A 17603-nucleotide genomic window follows, 5' to 3' on the forward strand; every position below is an offset into this window, starting at 1 on the left:
GATGACAGACGATGATAAATGCTTACGCCGAAAACGACGAGCCGCAGCCGCAGGTGCTCTTGGCCTGGGGGTTGTTGAAGACGAAGCCGCGGGCGTTGAGGCCGTCCTGGAAGTCGACTTCCATGCCCAGCACGTACATGGCGTGCTTCTTATCCATGATGAGCTTGAGGCCGTCGAGGTCGTAGGTCTCGTCGGCGTCTTTGGCTTTGTCGAAACCCAGCAGGTAGCTCATGCCCGAGCAGCCGCCGCCCTGCACACCAATGCGCAGGCCGTAGTCGGCCGGGACGTTCTTTTCCTGAATGATGTTTTTCACTTCGACCAGGGCGCGGTCGGTGAGGCTAATGGGGGCGAGGGTGGCAACAGCAGCCATGTGAAAGTCGATTTAAAGAGAGATGGATAGCAAAGATACGGCAGCCGGTCGTGGGTTGTGCGCGGTTGTTTCGGGGGGTAAACAGCAGTTGGGGGCCGGCGGTTCACGGCGTAAGTTTGCGCAATAGCGCCTTGCGGCGCGCGTTTAACCAAACCGGTCATGCCGGGCGCCGCGCAGCATTGCGCGTGGGGTAACTAGTTAGCTAAAGCACGCGTGATGCTACGCGGCGCCCGGCATGACGTTCAGTAAATCTGACAACTTAACTAATGGATTCGACCACCTATTTCTACGACCTGCTCAAAATCATTCTGCCCGCGCTAATCGTGGCCGGGGCCATTTATTTCCTGTTCAAAGAGTTTCTGGAAAAAGAGCAGCAGCGCCGCCTCATCGAGCTGCGGCTCGAAAGCAATAAAACCACGCTGCCCCTGCGCCTGCAGGCCTACGAGCGCGCCATCCTGTTTCTGGAGCGCATTTCGCCCAACAATATTCTGGTGCGCTTGAGCAGCGCCGGTTCCACCGCGCCGGAGTTTCACCGCCTGCTGCAGCAGGAAATCCGGGCCGAGTACGAGCACAACCTCTCGCAGCAGCTCTACATCTCGGCCGACGCCTGGACGCTGGTGAAGGAAGCCAAAGAAAACGTGCTCACCATGGTAAACCGCGCCTTCCACGGCATCCAGAATCCCGCTCAGGCCCGTGGCACCGAGCTGGCCAAGCGCATTCTGGAAGGCCTGATGATGGACGGCGCCGAGCCCACTGCCCAAGCCATTGCGGTGGTGAAGAACGAGGCGGCGAGCTTGTTTTAGGAATCAGCTGTCATTGCGAGCGCAGCGAAGCAATCCGTCCTGGTCGCAGCAACCAGCCTTTTAATGTGAAAAGCCCCGGCACTATGCAGTGCCGGGGCTTTTTGATTGGGTTAGCGCATCTCAAGGCTGGTCGCGCAGAGAGAAAGGATTAGCTACGCTGAACTTCGTTTGCCACGGGCTGCGCCCTCGCAATGACCGGTAGGATTCTATACCGCTGCGCTCACGGCCTCAATGGCTCGTTGGTAGCACTCCTCATAGCGCGGCACGATGTTCTCCACGGCAAACTCCTCGGCCCGGGCGCGGGCAGCGGCTTTGAAGCGCGGCAGGTTTTCGTCGTCGAGCACGTAGAGGGCGTTTTTCACCATGTCGGGCACGTCGCCGATGTCGCTAATCATGCCCGTCACGCCGTGCACGTTCAGCTCGGGTATGCCGCCGGCATTGGTGCTCACCACGGGCACTTCGCAGGCCATGGCTTCGAGCGCGGCGAGGCCGAAGCTTTCGTTTTCCGACGGCATCAGGAACAAGTCGCCCACGCTGAGCACTTCCTCCACGGCTTCGAGCTTGCCCAAGAAGCGCAGGTCGCGGTGCACGTCGAGGTCGCGGGCCAGCTTTTCCATGCGGTTGCGGTCGGGGCCGTCGCCCACCAGCAGCAGCTTGGCCGGAATCTGCTCCCGCACGCCCACAAAGATGCGCAGCACGTCTTCCACCCGCTTCACGGTGCGGAAGTTGCTGGTGTGAATGAGCAGCTTCTCGCCTTCGGGCGCGATGGCGGCCCGGAAATGGCTTTTTTCCTGCTTGCGGAAGCGGTGCAGGTCAATGAAGTTGGGGATGACGGTGATGTCTTTCTCAACCGCAAAGTACTGGTAGGTTTCGCGCCGCAAGTCATCAGAAACCGACGTTACGCCGTCGCTCTGGTTGATGCTGAACGTGACCACCGGCTCGAAGCTGGAATCCTTGCCCACCAGCGTGATGTCGGTGCCGTGCAGCGTGGTGACGACCGGAATGTTGATGCCGCGTGAACGCAGAATCTGCTTGGCCATGTAGGCCGCCGAAGCGTGCGGAATGGCGTAGTGCACGTGCAGCACGTCGAGCTTTTCGTTTTGCACGATGTCGACCATCTTGCTGGTCAGGGCCAGCTCGTAGGGCGGGAACTGGAACAGCGGATAGGCCGGCACATACACCTCGTGGTAGAAGAGGTTCTCGTTGAAGAAGTCGAGCCGCACCGGCTGGCTGTAGGTGATGAAGTGCACGCGGTGGCCGCGCTGGGCCAGGGCCTTGCCCAGTTCCGTGGCCACCACGCCCGAGCCGCCAAACGTGGGATAACAAACGATGCCGATGTTCATAGAGAAGCTAACGCGAAAATGAGCTTCGCGTTTTGCCTAACCGGAAAAGGACCGAGATGTTAATGCGCACGCTAAACCGTGTGCAAATACAACATTCCGCTCGAATCGTTGCGGTTAACGGCCGCTGTCGGCCACCACCTTCGTGCCCGCCGCCAACGACTTGTAAATCACCTCATGAATCCGGGTGCGGATGTTGTACTGGCGCAGCTTGTTGTTGCCGGCGTCGGGGTACACGCGGTTGGAGAGGAAGACGTAGAGGATGTTGTTGTCCGGGTCCATCCACACGCAGGTGCCCGTGAAGCCGGTGTGGCCGAAGGTGCTGGCCGGCGAGAGGTTGCTGGTGGGGCCTTCGGGCTTGCTGGGGTCGCCGTGGTCCCAGCCCAGGCCGCGGCGGCCGCCGTTTTGGGGCCGGGCGAACTCCGAAACCACCGGGTTCTGGAAGTAGCGCACGCCGCCGTAGTTGCCGTTTTGCAGGTTCATCTGCATAAGCACGGCCAGGTCGTTGGCGGTGGCGAAGAGGCCGGCGTGGCCGCCCACGCCGCCCACTAAGGCCGCGGTTTGGTCGTGCACGGTGCCCTGCAGCTGCTCGCGGCGGTAATAGGTATCCTTTTCGGTGGGCGCGATGCAACTTTTGGGGAAGCGCTGCAACGGATTATACGTCATGCTGCCCAGGCCCAGCGGCCGGTAGAAGTTGTCCTGCAGGAAGTTCTCAATGGGCTGCTTTAGAATCTTCTCGCACACCCGTTTCATCACGATGAAGCTCAGGTCCGAGTACTCCGTGGGATACTTCCCTTTCACCTTGGGCAACAGGCCCGAGCGCATGGTCCAGGCCCACACCGAGTCGTCGGCGGCCTTGGTGCTGTACTCGCCAGGCGCCACTTCGTTGGGGAAGTCGTCGGAGCGGATGCTGGCGTAGAACGTGGGCTTGAGCTGGCCGTCGCGCATGGTGCGCTCCCAGGTCGGGATGCCCGGTTTGAGACCGGCCTGGTGCAGCAGCACGTCGCGCACGGTCATGTCGCGCTTGTTGGTGCGGGCCAGCTCGGGCAGGTAGGTGGCCACTTTTTCTTCGATGCTGAGCTTGCCCTGGTCCTTGAGGTACATTACGGCCTGCAGCGTGCCGGCCACTTTCGTCACCGAGGCCAAGTCGTACAAGGTGCTGCTGGTCACGGGCTGAGACTGGTCGTAGGTGCAGTAGCCGTAGCTCTGGTCGAACACCACCGTGCCGTTTTTGGCCACCAGCACCTGGCAGCCGGGGGCGGCGGCGTAGGTCTGGCTTTCGAGGGCAATGTTGTCAATCTGGGCCAGCACGCGGGAGCTCAGGCCCTGGCTTTCGGGCGCCGCGTAGCGCAGGCGGTGCAGGTCGGGGGTGGCAAGGCCGGTCGTAACCTTCATGGTGGGCGACACCGTGACGGGCAGTTTGCCGCGGGCCGGCAGCGCGCCAAACAGCACCTGCGGCACCACCAGCTGCGCGGCGTAGTGGTCTTCGTAGCCGCACACCAGCGTGCGGGCGTCTTCCAGAAACTTCAGGGAGTAGGCGTTGCCCATGGCCACCACCACGGTTTTGAAACCCTTGTTGGCTTCGAGCTGCTTGATGAATTTCAGCGCTCCGTCGCCGATGCCGTAGCTGTGGCTGGGCGTGTTGTTCATGGCGTGCAGGCTCACCACCACCACGTTGTAGCCCGTGAGGCGGCTGGCAATGCGGGCAAAGGTGCTGTCCGGGGCGTAGCGGTCGGGCACGGCGTACACCGGGCCGGGCTGGTACTTGTTGAAAATGGTGGCATACGGCCCTTCGGCCTGCGTGCCGATGGTGATAGCCGCAATGCGCAGCGTGTCGAGGCGTTGGAAGGGGAGGAGCTTGTCGTCGTTCTTCACCACCGTCACCGCGTGCTCAAAAATATTCTGCGCCAGTACTTTGGTGTAGGGTTGGTTCAGGCTGTCGCGCAGCGTGGTGAGGCGCGCCGGTTTGTAGTTGGCCAGGCCGGCCCAGTACTTAGCGCGCAAAATCTTTTTGATGCGCAGGTCCAAATCTTCCTGTTTCAAGGCGCCATTGGCCGCTGCCTCCTGAATGCGCTTGAGCGCGGCCGGCACGTCTTCCGAAAACAGCAACACGTCGTTGCCGGCGGCCAGGGCCATGGCGTCCAGCTCGCCGTCTTTGTAGAGCTTGCTCACGCTCTTCATGTTGAGCGCGTCGGTGAAAACCAGGCCCTTAAAGCCCATCTTGTCCTTGAGCAGGTCCGTCACCAGGGCCCGCGACAGCGTGGTGGTTTTGGCGTTGGTGGTGTCGAAGAGCGGCATGTAGAGGTGGGCCACCATCACGCCCATCACGCCCGCCTCAAACGACTGCTGAAACGGCACCAAGTCGACTTTTTGCAGCCGGGCCAGGTCGGTGTTGATGACCGGCAGCGACACGTGCGAGTCGGTGTCGGTGTCGCCATGGCCGGGGAAGTGCTTGGCCACGGCCATGATGCCATTTTCCTGCAAACCCTTGATGTACTGAATGCCCAGCGCGCCCACCCGGTTCTGGTCTTCGCCAAACGAGCGGTTGCCGATGACGGGGTTGCCGGGGTTGGAGTTCACGTCAATCACCGGCGCGAAGTCGATGTGCACGCCCAGGGCGCGCATCTTGCGGGCAATGTCGCGGCCCATTTGGTACACCAGCTTGGGGTCGTCCATGGCGCCCAGCGTCATTTGCTTGGCGTAGTGGGCCGAGGAGTCGAGGCGCATGTCGAGGCCCCATTCGGCGTCCATGGCAATGAGCAGGGGTACCTTGGCGGCGGCCTGCAAGCGGTTGGTCATCAAGGCCTGGCGCTTGGGGCCACCCTGCAAAAACATCACCCCGCCGATGTATTGGTTGCGCACCAGGCGCTCGATGCGCTCCACGTGGCTGCGGTCCTTGTTGGAGTAGGCGGCTACCATGAAGAGCTGGCCCAGGCGCTGCTCGGGCGTGAGCGAGTTGAACACGCTGTCGACCCAGGCCATCTCCTTGGGCGACGCCGGCAGCGGGTCGGCGGGCAGCTTTTTTACTTCCGAAAACGACAGCAGAAGGCCCGCGGCCAGCAGCAAAGCGGCCAGGCTCAGCTGAAGAGGGATGCGCAGGAGCCCCATGGAGTGATTGGGTTGATTCAAGAGGCAAACGGGCCGCGGGGGCCGTACTTTTGTCGTGGGTAGCAGCGGAACCCGCCGGCCGGGTTTGGAGGTTCCAAACGAAGCCGGTTGCGGCTTGAAAACCTGCTGGCACTGCCAGAAAATTTCAAGCTGGAACTCCGCTATTTAGCCGCGAAGGTACGCAGAAAACCCCGTCGAGGGTTTACAACGTGTTCAGTTTCCGGTTATTGCCGGGTACGTTTTCGCTTGTCTGCGTGCCCGTTAGCGCAGCTGCGCTCTTTTCTCTCTACCCGCCATCTGACTTTCGAAATGCCCGATATTATCCACCTGCTTCCCGAGTACCTCGCCAACCAAATTGCGGCCGGCGAAGTGGTGCAGCGCCCCGCTTCGGTGGTGAAGGAGCTGCTGGAAAACGCCGTCGACGCCGGCGCCACCCAGGTGCAACTCATTGTGAAAGAAGCCGGCAAGCAGCTCGTCCAGGTCGTCGACAACGGCGCCGGCATGAGCCCCACCGACGCCCGCATGAGCCTGGAGCGCCACGCCACCAGCAAAATCCGCTCGACCGAAGACCTGTTCAAAATCCGCACGCTGGGCTTCCGGGGCGAGGCCCTGGCCAGCATCGCGGCCGTGGCCCAGGTCGAAATCCGCACCAAGCAGCGTGAGCACGACACCGGCACCCTGCTGCTGGTGGAGGGCTCGCAGGTGACCAGCCAGCAGCCCACCGCCTGCCCCGACGGCACCAGCATCTCCGTCAAAAACCTGTTTTTCAACGTGCCCGCCCGGCGCAACTTTCTCAAGAGCAACGCCGTGGAGATGCGGCACATCCTCGACGAGTTTCAGCACGTGGCGCTGGCCAACCCGCAGATTGCCTTCTCGCTCTATCAGAACGACCTGGAAGTGTTTGGCTTGCCGGCCGGCAAGCTCAGCCAGCGCATTGTGGCCTTGCTGGGCAATGGCTATAAGGAGCAGTTGGCGGCTTGCGAGGAAGTGACGCATTCCATCTCGGTGCGCGGCTTCGTGGGCAAGCCTGAGTCGAGCAAGAAAAGCCGGGGCGACCAGTTTTTCTTCGTCAACAACCGCTTCATCCGCTCTGCCTACCTCAACCACGCCGTGCTGGCGGCCTACGAAGGCCTGCTGGCCCGCGACACGCACCCGTTCTACGTGCTGTTTCTGGAACTCGACCCTAAGGCCATCGACATCAACGTGCACCCCACGAAGACGGAAATAAAGTTCGAGGACGAGAAAACCGTCTACGCCGTGGTGCGCGCCGCCGTGAAGCAAAGCCTGGGCATCCACAACATCGCGCCGTCGCTGGACTTCGACGGCGACGTGAATTTTGCGCCCATCCGGCCATTGCGGGCCGGCAAAGGCACCGGCGAGGCGCCCGTCACGGCCCACGACCACCTGCCCGCCGCCACGCCCGCGGCCCGCGCCGCCGCCAGCCACGACGCCTACCGCCCCGATGCCCTGGCCGCGGCGGCCGCGGCCGCTACCCGCGGCCCCTCGGCCAACAGCTCGGGCTTCTCCAACTTTTCGCCCGAGGTGCGGCGCGACGGCTACGAGCGCGGCCTGCCGCCCCGCCCCACCGAGCAGGCCCGGCGCGAGCTGGAAGCATTTTACCGCGAGCTGGGCCAGCCCGTGCGCGACGACCAGGCCGTGGGGGCCGACAACCCCGTGGTGCGCAGTTTCGAAGCCGACTTTCCGGCCGAGCCCGTTGCGCCGGCCGCGCCGGCCCCCACCGACTTTTCCCTGGCGTTTGCGGCGCCCGAAGCCAGTACCGCCACGCCGGCGCGCGAAGGCGGCCCGGGCAGCCGGGCCCTGCAGGTGCAGCAGCGCTACGTGCTGGTGCCGGTGAAGTCGGGCGTGCTGCTGATTGACCAGGAAGCGGCCCGCGAGCGGATTCTCTACGAGCAGTACCGGCAGGAGCTGGGCCGGGCCGTGGGCACGTCGCAAACGCTGCTCTTCCCCCGCACGGTCACGTTTTCGCCCGCCGACTTTGCCGTGCTGCGCGAGCTCACCGAGCCGCTGCACGCGCTGGGCTTCATCTTCGTGGAGTTCGGGCCCAACACCATTGCCGTGGAGGCCATTCCGGCCGGCATGCCGCCCCAAAATGAAAAGGAGCTGCTAGAAAGCCTGATTGAGCAGTTCCGCACGGCCGCCGGCCCGCTTAAGCTCGACCAAAGCGAGGGCCTGGCGCGCGCCCTGGCCCGGCGGGTGGCCGCCAGCACCGCCGCCACCCGCCTGCCCGAAGCCGAGCTCAACGCCCTAGCCGACCGCCTTTTTGCCTGCCAAACCCCCGGCTACACCCCCGACGGGCGCAAAACCCTGGTGCTGCTCGACGGGCAGCAACTGGCCGATTTTTTCCGTAAGTAAGCCCCGGCCGCGCGGCTTGCGCGGCGCCCTATCCTCCCTGCATGTTCAACATCACCCCCACCGTTCGCAACCTCTTGATTGTGAACGTCGCGTTTCTGCTGGCCCAAATGAACCTGCTGCCGCTCCTCACCCAAATCGGCAGCCTGTATCCCATCGGTTCGCCGTACTTCTTTCCGTGGCAGTTCTTTACGTACATGTTTCTGCACGCCGGCTGGGGGCACTTGTTTTCCAACATGCTGGGGCTGATGGTGTTTGGGCCGCTGCTGGAACAGCGCTGGGGGGCGTCGCGCTTCCTCACCTTCTGGCTGATTTGCGGCGTGGGCGCGGGCCTGCTCTACGAAGGCGTGCGCGGCTACGAAGGCTACCGCATGGAACAGGCCCGGCAGGAGTTTCACCAGTCGCCGAACGGCCCCGATTTCGACCGTTTCTTCAGCTCGTATTTCCCGGAAGCCACCGGCTACCAAACCCTGGCCCACGCCCTGGAGCGCAACCCGCAAAACCAGGAATACATCAAAGCCGCCACCGACGCCGTGGACGGCGCCGTGGAAGAAACCCGCAACTCGAAATTTGGCGGCATGCTGGGCGCTTCGGGCGCGCTGTTCGGCCTCATTTTCGCGTTTGCCTACTTGTTTCCAAACACTAAGCTGTTCATTTTTCCGTTCCCGTTTCCGGTGGCGGCCAAGTACTTGGCGTTTGGGTACACCCTGATTGAGCTCTACCAGGGCGTGCACCGCGTGCCCGGCGACAACGTGGCCCACTTTGCCCACCTCGGCGGCCTGCTCATCGGCTTCTTCGTGGTGAAGTACTGGGAAGGCGGCCGGGAGCGGTTTTATTAAGAGCTGGTCGAAAAATCCGTCCGCGCATTGCCACCAACTGCGCGCAAATTTCGTTGCATCTGTTTAATCCCGGACCCGTGCCATGAGCATCGTTCAAGATATCCGTACCGCTTTCAACCGCCGCGACAACGCCCTCATCCAGCTCATCTGGCTGAACGTGCTGGTGTTTGCGGGCCTCATCCTGCTGAAGTTCATCCTGAAGTTCAGCAGCGCCATTGGGTATTACCCGCTCGTCATCAGCCAGTTTCAGATATCCTCGGCTTTTCCCGTGCTCATCCGGCACCCGTGGACCATCCTGACCTATGCGTTTACGCACGAGGAGTTTTTTCACATCCTCTTCAACATGCTCAACCTCTACTGGTTCGGGCAACTGGTGCGCGAATACCTGGGCGACCGGCGCCTGGTGAGCATCTACATCCTGGGCGCGCTGGCCGGGGCCGCGGTGTTTCTGCTCACCTACAACTTCGTGCCCGCGTTTCAGGACGGGGTGGGCACGCCCATGGTGGGCGCGTCGGCGGCCGTTACGGCCATCATCGTGGCCGGCGCTACGCTGCTGCCCGATTACACGTTCATGCTGATTCTCATCGGCCCGGTCAAGATTAAGTGGATTGCGGCCGTGGTGGTGCTCATTTCCCTGGCCGGCGTGAACGGCGGCAACCCCGGCGGCGAAATTGCCCACCTGGGCGGCGCCCTGCTCGGTTTTGTGTTTATCAAGCAGCTGCAGGCCGGCCGCGACCTGGGCCGCCCCGTGCAGGCCGTGGGCAACTTCTTCAGCAACCTCACCCACCGCCAGCCCGCCATGCGCGTGAGCACCCCGCGCCGCGCCGAGCCCGTGGCCGCTGCCTCGGCCAGCGGCGCCAAGAAGCCTGCCCCCGCCGGCCAGCCCCTGCAAGACGAAATCGACACCATTTTGGACAAGATTTCGCGCTCCGGCTACGAAAGCCTGAGTAAGGAAGAAAAGCAAAAGCTCTTCCGCGCCAGCCAGCAGTAATGAGGACGCAGAAGGCTGGTTATGCCGAGCGCAGCCAGCTTTTGGCCATTTCAATGTCCTGAAAAAGGCGCATTTCAAATTGGGTGCCCACGCGCGTCACCATTTCCTCGGCCGAGGCTTGCCCGAAAATGCCGGGCGACACCACGTGGGCAAAGCGCTTGAGACCCAGCCGCAGCACCTGCGGCACCCAGTTTTGAGCAATCCAGTCGTTGGCCGAACTCCAGGAGCCGATGACTCCGCGGTTGTCGTTCAGCATTTGGGGGCAGGGGTTGCCGCGCAGGAAATCGATGGTGGCCTGGCAGCCGCGAATCACCGTTTCGGTGGGCAGCACGCCGGTCCAGTTGTTGTAAATCCAGCCGTTGGCCTCATCCAATTCGATGGTCAGGTATACCTTATCGAACGAATTGGTGAGCTCTTGTTTCATGGTACAACCGGCGGAGTGAATGAGAATAGGGCAAGGTACTCATAGAATGCCAGCCAGGGTGACGAATAAAAAAGGCCAGCGCTTTTCAGCGCTGGCCTTTTATCACCGAGTCGCACTGATTACGCCGGCTGGGCGCTGCTCATTTTGTCGAGGGCGTCCATTACCTCTTTCACGTGGCCGCGCGAGGTTTCGAGCAATTGCTTTTCCTCGTCGTTCAGCTGCAGCTCAATCACGCGCTCCACGCCGTTTTTGCCCAGAATAACCGGGGCGCCGAGGTACACGCCGTTGATGCCGTACTCGCCTTGCAGCTCCAGGCACACGGGGAACACGCGGCGCTGGTCGCGCACGATGGCTTCCACCATTTGGGCCGCTGCCGCGCCGGGTGCGTACCAGGCCGAAGTGCCCATCAGCTTCACCAGCTCGCCGCCGCCCACGGCGGTGCGCTGCACAATGGCGTCGAGCTTCTCTTTGGAAATCAGTTCGGTAACGGGGATGCCGCCCACGGTGGTGTAGCGGGGCAGGGGCACCATGGTGTCGCCGTGGCCGCCCATCAGCACGGCCTGAATGTCTTTGGGGCTCACGTTCAGGGCCTCGGCCAGGAAGGCGCGGTAGCGGGCCGTGTCGAGGATGCCGGCCATGCCAAACACCTTTTCGCGGGGCAGCTTGGCAGTGAGGTGGGCCTGGTAGGTCATCACGTCGAGCGGGTTGCTCACCACGATGATGATGGCGTTGGGGGAGTGGGCCACCACCTGCTCGGTCACCGATTTCACGATGCCGGCGTTGATGCCAATCAGGTCGTCGCGGCTCATGCCGGGCTTGCGGGGCAGGCCCGAAGTAATCACCACCACGTCGGAACCGGCCGTGCGGGCGTAGTCGTTGGTCACGCCCACGGTGCGCGAGTCGTAGCCGATAATCGGCGATTTCTGCCAGATATCGAGTGCTTTGCCTTCGGCGATGCCTTCCTTGATGTCGACCAGTACAATTTCGTTGGCAATTTCACGGGTGGCGAGCACATCGGCGCAGGTTGCGCCCACGTTGCCGGCTCCGACTACGGTAACTTTCATAGGAAAAGAATTGGGGGGTTGGAGTTTCGCGGGTAAAAGTACCTCCCCGCGAAGGAAGGCACAACCAAAAGGCATGTAGAGACGCGTATTCGCGTCTCGGTGTTCGCGTCGTTGGCAGGCGTAAGGGCATCATCGTTCAACGGCGAGACGCGAATACGCGTCTCTACATGCGCTGAACCGTCAGTACCCGCTCGGAGCTGTCTTCCACCTTGAACCGGTCGTCGACGCGCCAGCCCACCACCCAGCAGATTTTGCCGTCGGCCGAGGTCAGCACGCGCACGTCGTCTTTCAGGTTGAGCGGCACCTTCTGGTCGATAAGGAAGTCGCTGAGCAGTTTTTTGCCCTTCATGCCCAGCGGCATAAACCAGTCGCCTTCCTGCCACTTGCGCAGCGTGAGCGGGAATTTGAGCTTGTCGGCATCGAGCGCCGCCGTGCTCTTAGAACGCGGGATGATGAAGTGCCGGGCGTCGTCGTGCAGCTCGGCTTTCAGGCGCATGCCGTCGGCCAGCAGGTCGGTTTGGCCCGCCGCCAGCTGAAACGTGCCAAACTGCGAGGTGCGCCGCGGCGTGATGACCAGATTCTCCCGGTCCTTCACCAGCCGGTGCGTGGGCGAATCGAAGCGCCGACCCGACTCGCCCGGGAAAGCCGCCACAATGTCCTTCGCCACCAACCAGGAAAAGCCGAACGGGCGCAACATTTCGTGCAGCACCAGCGCGGTGGCGGCCGTTTTTTGCAGCGTGGCAATGTTGAGGTAGGTCACTTCGGCTTCGTCGCGGCGGGCCTGGGCGGCGGTGTCAGCCACGTAGCGGCGCACGATTTCTTCGGCCCCGCCCACGCGCTCGGCGGTGCTGGCCATGGTTTCGTCGAGGTTGGGGTTGATTTCGCGCAGCACGGGCAGCACCTCGTGGCGCAGCAGGTTGCGCTGGTACACGGGGCTGTCGTTGCTGTCGTCTTCGCGCCAGCGCAGGCCGCGCTCCACCAGGTAGTCGTGCAGGTCGTCGCGGCCCACGCCCAGCAGCGGGCGCACCACGTGGCCGTTTTTCACCTGAATGCCGTGCAGGCCGGCCAGGCCGGTGCCGTGCGTGAGGTTCAGAATCATGGTTTCGGCCTGGTCGCGCTGGTGGTGGGCGGTGGCCACGTAGGCCAGGCCCTGGGTCTGGCGCACCTGCTCAAACCAGCGGTAGCGCAGCAGACGGGCGGCCATCTGGGTCGAAATGCCTTCCTGCTCGGCAAAGACTTTGGTCTGAAAAAACTCGGCGAAGTAGGGGAGGCCGTACTGCTTGGCCAGCTTGCGCACAAACTGCTCGTCGGCGTCGGCGTCTTCGCCGCGCAGCCCGAAGTGGCAGTGCGCCACGGCCACCTGAACCCGCAGCCGGTGCAGAATGTCTAATAAAACCACCGAATCCAACCCGCCGCTGACGGCCACGAGGATGGGGTCGTTGTCGATGGAAAACAGCTGGTGCTCCTCAATGAAGCGGCGAACGGTATCGAGCATAAACAAAGCGAGTGCCCGGCTGACCCGCGGACACTACCACGCAAAGATGGCCGTTAGCGCGGGCCCCGTCCGTACCTTTGCCCCCCGAATGTTCTTCTCGCGCGTCTTTTTTCTTCTGCTGATTCTGTTGCCGCTGCTGGGGCAGGCGCAGCGCCCCACCGCGCCGGGCACCGGCACGCCCGTGCCGGTCACCACCGCGCCGGCCCCTGCCGCCGGCACGCCGCGTCCGGGCACCAAAGGCTCGCCCATCAAGCTCCTGACCACCGGCCAGCTGGTGGGCGGCATCTTCAATGGCGTGAAAATCCGCAAGCTGCTGGGCAACGTCAGTTTTCAGCAGGACGACGTGTTTCTGTATTGCGACTCGGCCTACCAATACACCGAAACCAACCAGGTGGAGGCCTTCAGCAACGTGCGCGTGGTGCAAAGCGACACCATGACCATCACCGGCGACCGTGGCTTTTATGACGGCACCAAGCGCACGGCTCGCATGACCGGCAACGTGGTGATGCGCGACACCCGCATGACCCTGACCACGCCGGCTCTCGACTACGACCTGAACCGCAAAACGGCCTCCTATACCCAAACCGGCCACCTCACCGACCCGCAGAACACCCTCGACAGCGAGCAGGGCTTCTATGATACGAACAGCAAGGTGTTCGTATTTAAGCGCAACGTGCATCTCGTAACGCCCGACTCGGAGCTGAACAACGACACGCTGCGCTACAACACGGTCAGCAAAATTGCCTACTTCAACGGCCCCACCCGCATCAAGGGCAAGCAGGGCAACCTCTATGCTGAGGGCGGCACCTACAACACCATCACGCGGGTTTCCAACTTCAAGAAAAACGCCAAAATCGACACGCCCAACTACCTGCTGGGCGGCGACCAGCTGGTGTATGACGAAACCAAGCAGTATGGCGTAGCCAAAGGCCACGTCTCGCTCATCTCCAAGAAAGACAACCTGACCCTGCGCGGCGACCAAGGCAAGTACTGGCGCGGCCTGGGCCGCACCAAGCTCTACGGCGGCCGGCCCGTGGTGCGCAACATCGGCAGCCAGAAAGACACCCTGTACATGGCCGCCGATACGCTCATCAGCATCGAGGCGCGGCCCGGCCAAACCACCACGCGCACGGTGCTCTACGCCTACCCCAAGGTGCAGATATTCCGCGGCAACCTGCAGGGCATCTGCGACTCGCTGACCTACGACCGGCAGGACAGCATCATCTACCTGAACCAGGACCCGGTGCTGTGGCAGGCCAAAAACCAGCTCACGTCGGACTCCATGCAAATTCGCTCGAAGCGCGGCAAGGTGGACGAGATGCGCCTCTACGGCAACGCCTTCGCCGTGAGCCAGGACACGCTCCTGAACTTTAACCAGACCAAGGGCCGCAGCATGATGGCCTACTTCCGCGACAACCAGCTGCGCCGCGTGGACGTGCTGGGCAACGCCGAAAGCATCTTCTACGCCCTGGATAACGACACCGCCACCACCGGCATGAACCGCGTGCTGTCGGCCAACATGCGGCTGCTGTTTCTGGAAAGCAAACTCAACAAAATCACCGTTCTCTCGAACCCCGAGGCCAAGTTCATCCCGCCGCACGAGCTCAAGCCCGACGACGAGCGCCTGAAAGGCTACAAGTGGCGCGCCGCGGAACGCCCCACCCGGCGCCAGGTGTTGGGCAAACAGTTCGACGACCGACCCAAAAAACGCAAGCCGGTTAAGAAAAAGGCCACGCCCACCAAGCGCCGCCCGGCCGCCAAGCCCACACCCCGAAAAATAACGCCCAAACCCGCGAGCCCCAAGCCCGCAACCCCACCTAAAGCCGCGCCCGCAGCCAAACCCAACGCCAGCGGCGCGCCGGCCAAAGCCCCGCTGGCGGCGCCCACCGTGCGGCGCTAGCTGCAACCTTTGGCCCCCGCCCTGCACTCTTGCTGCGGGCGGGCCAGCCGGAGTTGGCGCCGCGTTTGCCTTCGCCGGCTCAAATCGTTACCTTTGCACCCCTTATGCCGATTTCCCGCCTCACGGTTCTGTTTCTGCTCGTTAGCACGCTCTTGTTGGGCTCCTGCGCCAGCGGCTACCAAAAATTGCTGAAAAGCACCGACGTCAATAAGAAGTACGAAGCCGCCGTGCAGTACTACGACAAAGGCGACTATTTCCGGGCCGGCACGCTGCTCGAAGACCTCATTCCGCTGCTGAAAGGCCGCCCCGAGGCCGAAAAGGCCCAGTTCTACTTCGCCAATACCAACTTCAAGCAGCGCAACTACGTGCTGAGTGCGTTCTATTTCAAACAGTTCATCGACACGTATCCCAACTCGGAGTACGCCGAAGAAGCCACTTTCCTGAACGCTCGGTCGTTGTTTCTGGACTCGCCCGGCTACGAGCTCGACCAAACCAACACAGTGTCGGCGTTGGAGTCGATTCAGGATTTTCTGAACCGCTACCCCGACAGCAAGTTCAAGGGTGAGACCGAGAACATGTCGCAGGAGCTGCAGAAGAAGCTGGAAAACAAAGCCTTTGAAAGCGCCCGGCTGTACTACCAGCTCCGCTACAACCAAGCGGCGGTGGTGGCCCTCACCAATTTTCAGCAACAGTACCCCGCCTCGGCCTACGCCGAGCAGGCTGCCTTCCTGCGCCTCAGCGCCCAATACGCCTGGGCCCAGGAAAGCATCGAATCCAAGCAGCGCGAGCGTTATTTGGAGGCGGTGAGCTTCTACCAGCAGTTCCTCGACGCCTATCCCAAGAGCAAGAACCTGAAAGCCGCGCAGGACATGTACGACGTCAGCCAGGCCCAAATCTCCCGGCTGAAGGCGACGCCAGCCGCGGCATCCAACTAATTTTAGTTGTCAGTTGCTGGTTGTCAGTTGTTAGTCCCGGACTTGCCAGCTGCACAGCCTGACAACTGACAACCAGCAACTGATAACTATACTCCATGCCCATGAAACCCAATCCCAACACCCCGTCGAGCTCCATCGTGACGCGCAACATCGCCGACATCACCGGCGACAATGGCAATGTGTACGAGGCCATCGCCGTGATTTCGAAGCGCGCCAACCAACTGTCGGTGAAGCTGAAAGAAGAGTTGAACGACCGGTTGGCCGAGTTTGCTTCCACGGTTGACAACCTGGAGGAAGTGTTCGAAAACCGCGAGCAAATCGAGGTGTCGAAGCAGTACGAGCGCATGCCCAAGCCCACCAGCTTGGCCATCGAGGAGTTTCTGCAGGGCAAAATTGCCTACACCACGCCCGAGCCGGAAGAGGTGCCGATTCCCCGCGAGCTGTTCTAAGGCCGCCGGGTTCGCTAATACGAACGTCATGCTGAGCGCAGCCGAAGCATCTCTACCGCGAGAGTAACGAATTACTTCCTCGGTAGAGATGCTTCGGCTGCGCTCAGCATGACGTTCTTTGTTTACCAGTTTCTAGCTTCATGCCCGAACAAACAACCAGCACCCAATCAGCCAGCCCCCTCCGCGGCCGCCGCATTCTGCTGGGCGTGAGCGGCAGCATCGCGGCCTACAAAGCCGCGCCGCTCACCCGCCTGCTCGTGAAGGCCGGGGCCGAAGTGCAGGTCATCCTCACCGAAGCGGCTGCCGCTTTCGTGACGCCCCTCACGCTGGGCACGCTCTCGAAAAAGCCCGTTCTGACGGGCTTTTTGCGTGATGCTGCGGCCGGGGAGTGGCACAACCACGTGGAACTGGGCCTGTGGGCCGACGCCCTGCTGATTGCGCCGGCCAGCGCCAATACCATCGGCCAGCTAGCCAATGGCTTGTGCCCCAATTTGCTGTGCGCGGTGTATTTGTCGGCCCGTTGCCCGGTATTTTTAGCCCCGGCCATGGACCTGGACATGTACGCGCACCCGGCCGTGACGCAGAACCTGGCCCGCCTGCGCAGCTTCGGCAACCACGTCTTCGACTCGCCCAGCGGCGAGCTGGCCAGCGGCCTCAGCGGCCACGGCCGTATGCTGGAGCCGGAAGAAATGATGACGGAGCTGGAGCGGTTTTTTGGCGGCGAAGCAACTTCGTGAACGTCATGCTGAGCGCAGCCGAGGCATCTCTACCGCAATAGTAAATGAATCCTCTTAGCAGGAGAGATGCTTCGCTGGGCTCGGCATGACGTTCTTTGGGAGCTTTTTCATCCCTAAAAAAAATGCGCGTCCTTATCACCGCCGGGCCCACCTACGAGCCCCTCGACCCCGTCCGCTTCCTCGGCAACCGCTCTACCGGCAAGATGGGTTACGCGCTGGCCGAAGCTTTTGCGGCCGAGGGCGCCGAAGTAACCTTGGTTAGCGGCCCCAGCCAGCTAGCGGACCCGGCCAGCCCGCGCATCCGCACGGTGCGGGTGGAAACGGCGGCCGAGATGTTTGAGGCGGCCGCGGCGGCCGCTGAAACGGCCGATGTTTGGGTCTTTGCCGCGGCGGTGGCCGACTACCGCCCGGCCCACGTGGCGGCCGAAAAGATTAAGAAATCGGGCGACACGCTTACGCTGGAGTTGGTCAAAAACGTGGACATTGCCGCCACGCTCGGTCAGCGCAAGCGGGCTGAACAATTTGCGGTCGGTTTTGCGTTGGAGACTACGAACGAGCTGGCCCATGCCCAGGGCAAGCTGCAGCGCAAGAACTTCGACCTCGTGGTGCTGAATTCGCTGCGCGACGCGGGCGCGGGTTTCGGCCACGACACCAATAAGGTGACTGTGCTGGACGCCGCCGGCCAAATCGTTAATTTTGAGTTGCAGTCCAAAGCCGATGTGGCCCGCGGACTGGTAAGCCTGATTTTGGCCCGCCGGGCCGCCACCCATTGAAAACC

15 protein-coding genes are annotated in these 17603 nt (G+C 62.3%); 9 read left to right on the forward strand and 6 right to left on the reverse strand.

Annotated features, from left to right (window positions below):
• Positions 1–22: 22 nt before the first annotated feature.
• Positions 23–370 carry a HesB/IscA family protein gene (locus IC234_RS06790; protein ID WP_046243208.1) on the reverse strand — a complete coding sequence of 116 codons (348 nt, stop codon included), beginning with the start codon at positions 368–370 and terminating at the stop codon, positions 23–25.
• A 266-nt stretch (positions 371–636) separates the two neighbouring features.
• On the opposite strand from IC234_RS06790, the gene IC234_RS06795 reads away from it, so the two are divergent.
• A complete protein-coding gene (locus tag IC234_RS06795; protein WP_190923096.1) occupies positions 637–1173 on the forward strand; it encodes a DUF7935 family protein in 537 nt (178 codons plus the stop codon).
• A 206-nt stretch (positions 1174–1379) separates the two neighbouring features.
• Here the strand turns inward: IC234_RS06795 and bshA are convergent, their stop codons facing one another.
• On the reverse strand, positions 1380–2516 hold the full coding sequence (gene bshA, locus IC234_RS06800) for an N-acetyl-alpha-D-glucosaminyl L-malate synthase BshA (RefSeq protein ID WP_190923097.1): 1137 nt from the start codon (positions 2514–2516) through the stop codon (positions 1380–1382).
• A 114-nt stretch (positions 2517–2630) separates the two neighbouring features.
• A complete protein-coding gene (locus IC234_RS06805; protein WP_223827522.1) occupies positions 2631–5621 on the reverse strand; it encodes a glycoside hydrolase family 3 N-terminal domain-containing protein in 2991 nt (996 codons plus the stop codon).
• Between the two features lie 309 nt (positions 5622–5930).
• On the opposite strand from IC234_RS06805, the gene mutL reads away from it, so the two are divergent.
• The 3 genes from mutL (at position 5931) to IC234_RS06820 (ending at position 9821) form a co-directional block, all read left to right on the forward strand.
• Positions 5931–7994 carry a DNA mismatch repair endonuclease MutL gene (gene mutL / locus IC234_RS06810; protein WP_190923098.1) on the forward strand — a complete coding sequence of 688 codons (2064 nt, stop codon included), beginning with the start codon at positions 5931–5933 and terminating at the stop codon, positions 7992–7994.
• A gap of 41 nt (positions 7995–8035) precedes the next feature.
• On the forward strand, positions 8036–8830 hold the full coding sequence (locus IC234_RS06815; protein ID WP_190923099.1) for a rhomboid family intramembrane serine protease: 795 nt from the start codon (positions 8036–8038) through the stop codon (positions 8828–8830).
• A gap of 82 nt (positions 8831–8912) precedes the next feature.
• Positions 8913–9821, forward strand: a complete 909-nt coding sequence (locus IC234_RS06820; protein WP_190923100.1) for a rhomboid family protein — start codon at positions 8913–8915, stop codon at positions 9819–9821.
• 19 nt (positions 9822–9840) lie between these two features.
• On the opposite strand, the gene IC234_RS06825 is transcribed toward IC234_RS06820, so the two are convergent.
• From IC234_RS06825 to tilS, 3 genes are all read right to left on the reverse strand, one after another.
• Positions 9841–10245: a hypothetical protein gene (locus tag IC234_RS06825; RefSeq protein ID WP_190923101.1), complete on the reverse strand. Its 405-nt coding sequence runs from the start codon at positions 10243–10245 to the stop codon at positions 9841–9843.
• Between the two features lie 119 nt (positions 10246–10364).
• Complete coding sequence (gene mdh, locus IC234_RS06830) at positions 10365–11309, reverse strand: malate dehydrogenase (RefSeq protein WP_190923102.1); 945 nt, start codon at positions 11307–11309, stop codon at positions 10365–10367.
• Positions 11310–11472: 163 nt separating this feature from the next.
• A complete protein-coding gene (gene tilS, locus IC234_RS06835) occupies positions 11473–12804 on the reverse strand; it encodes a tRNA lysidine(34) synthetase TilS (RefSeq protein ID WP_190923103.1) in 1332 nt (443 codons plus the stop codon).
• 88 nt (positions 12805–12892) lie between these two features.
• Here tilS and IC234_RS06840 point away from each other — a divergent pair, with 88 nt between their 5' ends.
• The 5 genes from IC234_RS06840 to IC234_RS06860 all read left to right on the forward strand — a co-directional run bounded on the left by IC234_RS06840 (position 12893) and on the right by IC234_RS06860 (position 17598).
• Positions 12893–14704, forward strand: coding sequence for an OstA-like protein (locus IC234_RS06840; protein WP_190923104.1), 1812 nt, complete (start codon positions 12893–12895; stop codon positions 14702–14704).
• Between the two features lie 104 nt (positions 14705–14808).
• Positions 14809–15639, forward strand: coding sequence for an outer membrane protein assembly factor BamD (locus tag IC234_RS06845; protein WP_190923105.1), 831 nt, complete (start codon positions 14809–14811; stop codon positions 15637–15639).
• Between the two features lie 101 nt (positions 15640–15740).
• Positions 15741–16088: a DNA-directed RNA polymerase subunit omega gene (locus IC234_RS06850; RefSeq protein WP_190923106.1), complete on the forward strand. Its 348-nt coding sequence runs from the start codon at positions 15741–15743 to the stop codon at positions 16086–16088.
• 140 nt (positions 16089–16228) lie between these two features.
• On the forward strand, positions 16229–16825 hold the full coding sequence (locus tag IC234_RS06855; protein WP_190923107.1) for a flavoprotein: 597 nt from the start codon (positions 16229–16231) through the stop codon (positions 16823–16825).
• A 122-nt stretch (positions 16826–16947) separates the two neighbouring features.
• Positions 16948–17598 (forward strand): phosphopantothenoylcysteine decarboxylase domain-containing protein, encoded by a 651-nt coding sequence (locus tag IC234_RS06860; protein WP_190923108.1) that lies wholly within the window; start codon positions 16948–16950, stop codon positions 17596–17598.
• Positions 17599–17603: the final 5 nt, after the last annotated feature.

The sequence above is a fragment of the Hymenobacter armeniacus genome (genome assembly GCF_014699055.1).
Lineage (GTDB): Bacteria > Bacteroidota > Bacteroidia > Cytophagales > Hymenobacteraceae > Hymenobacter > Hymenobacter armeniacus.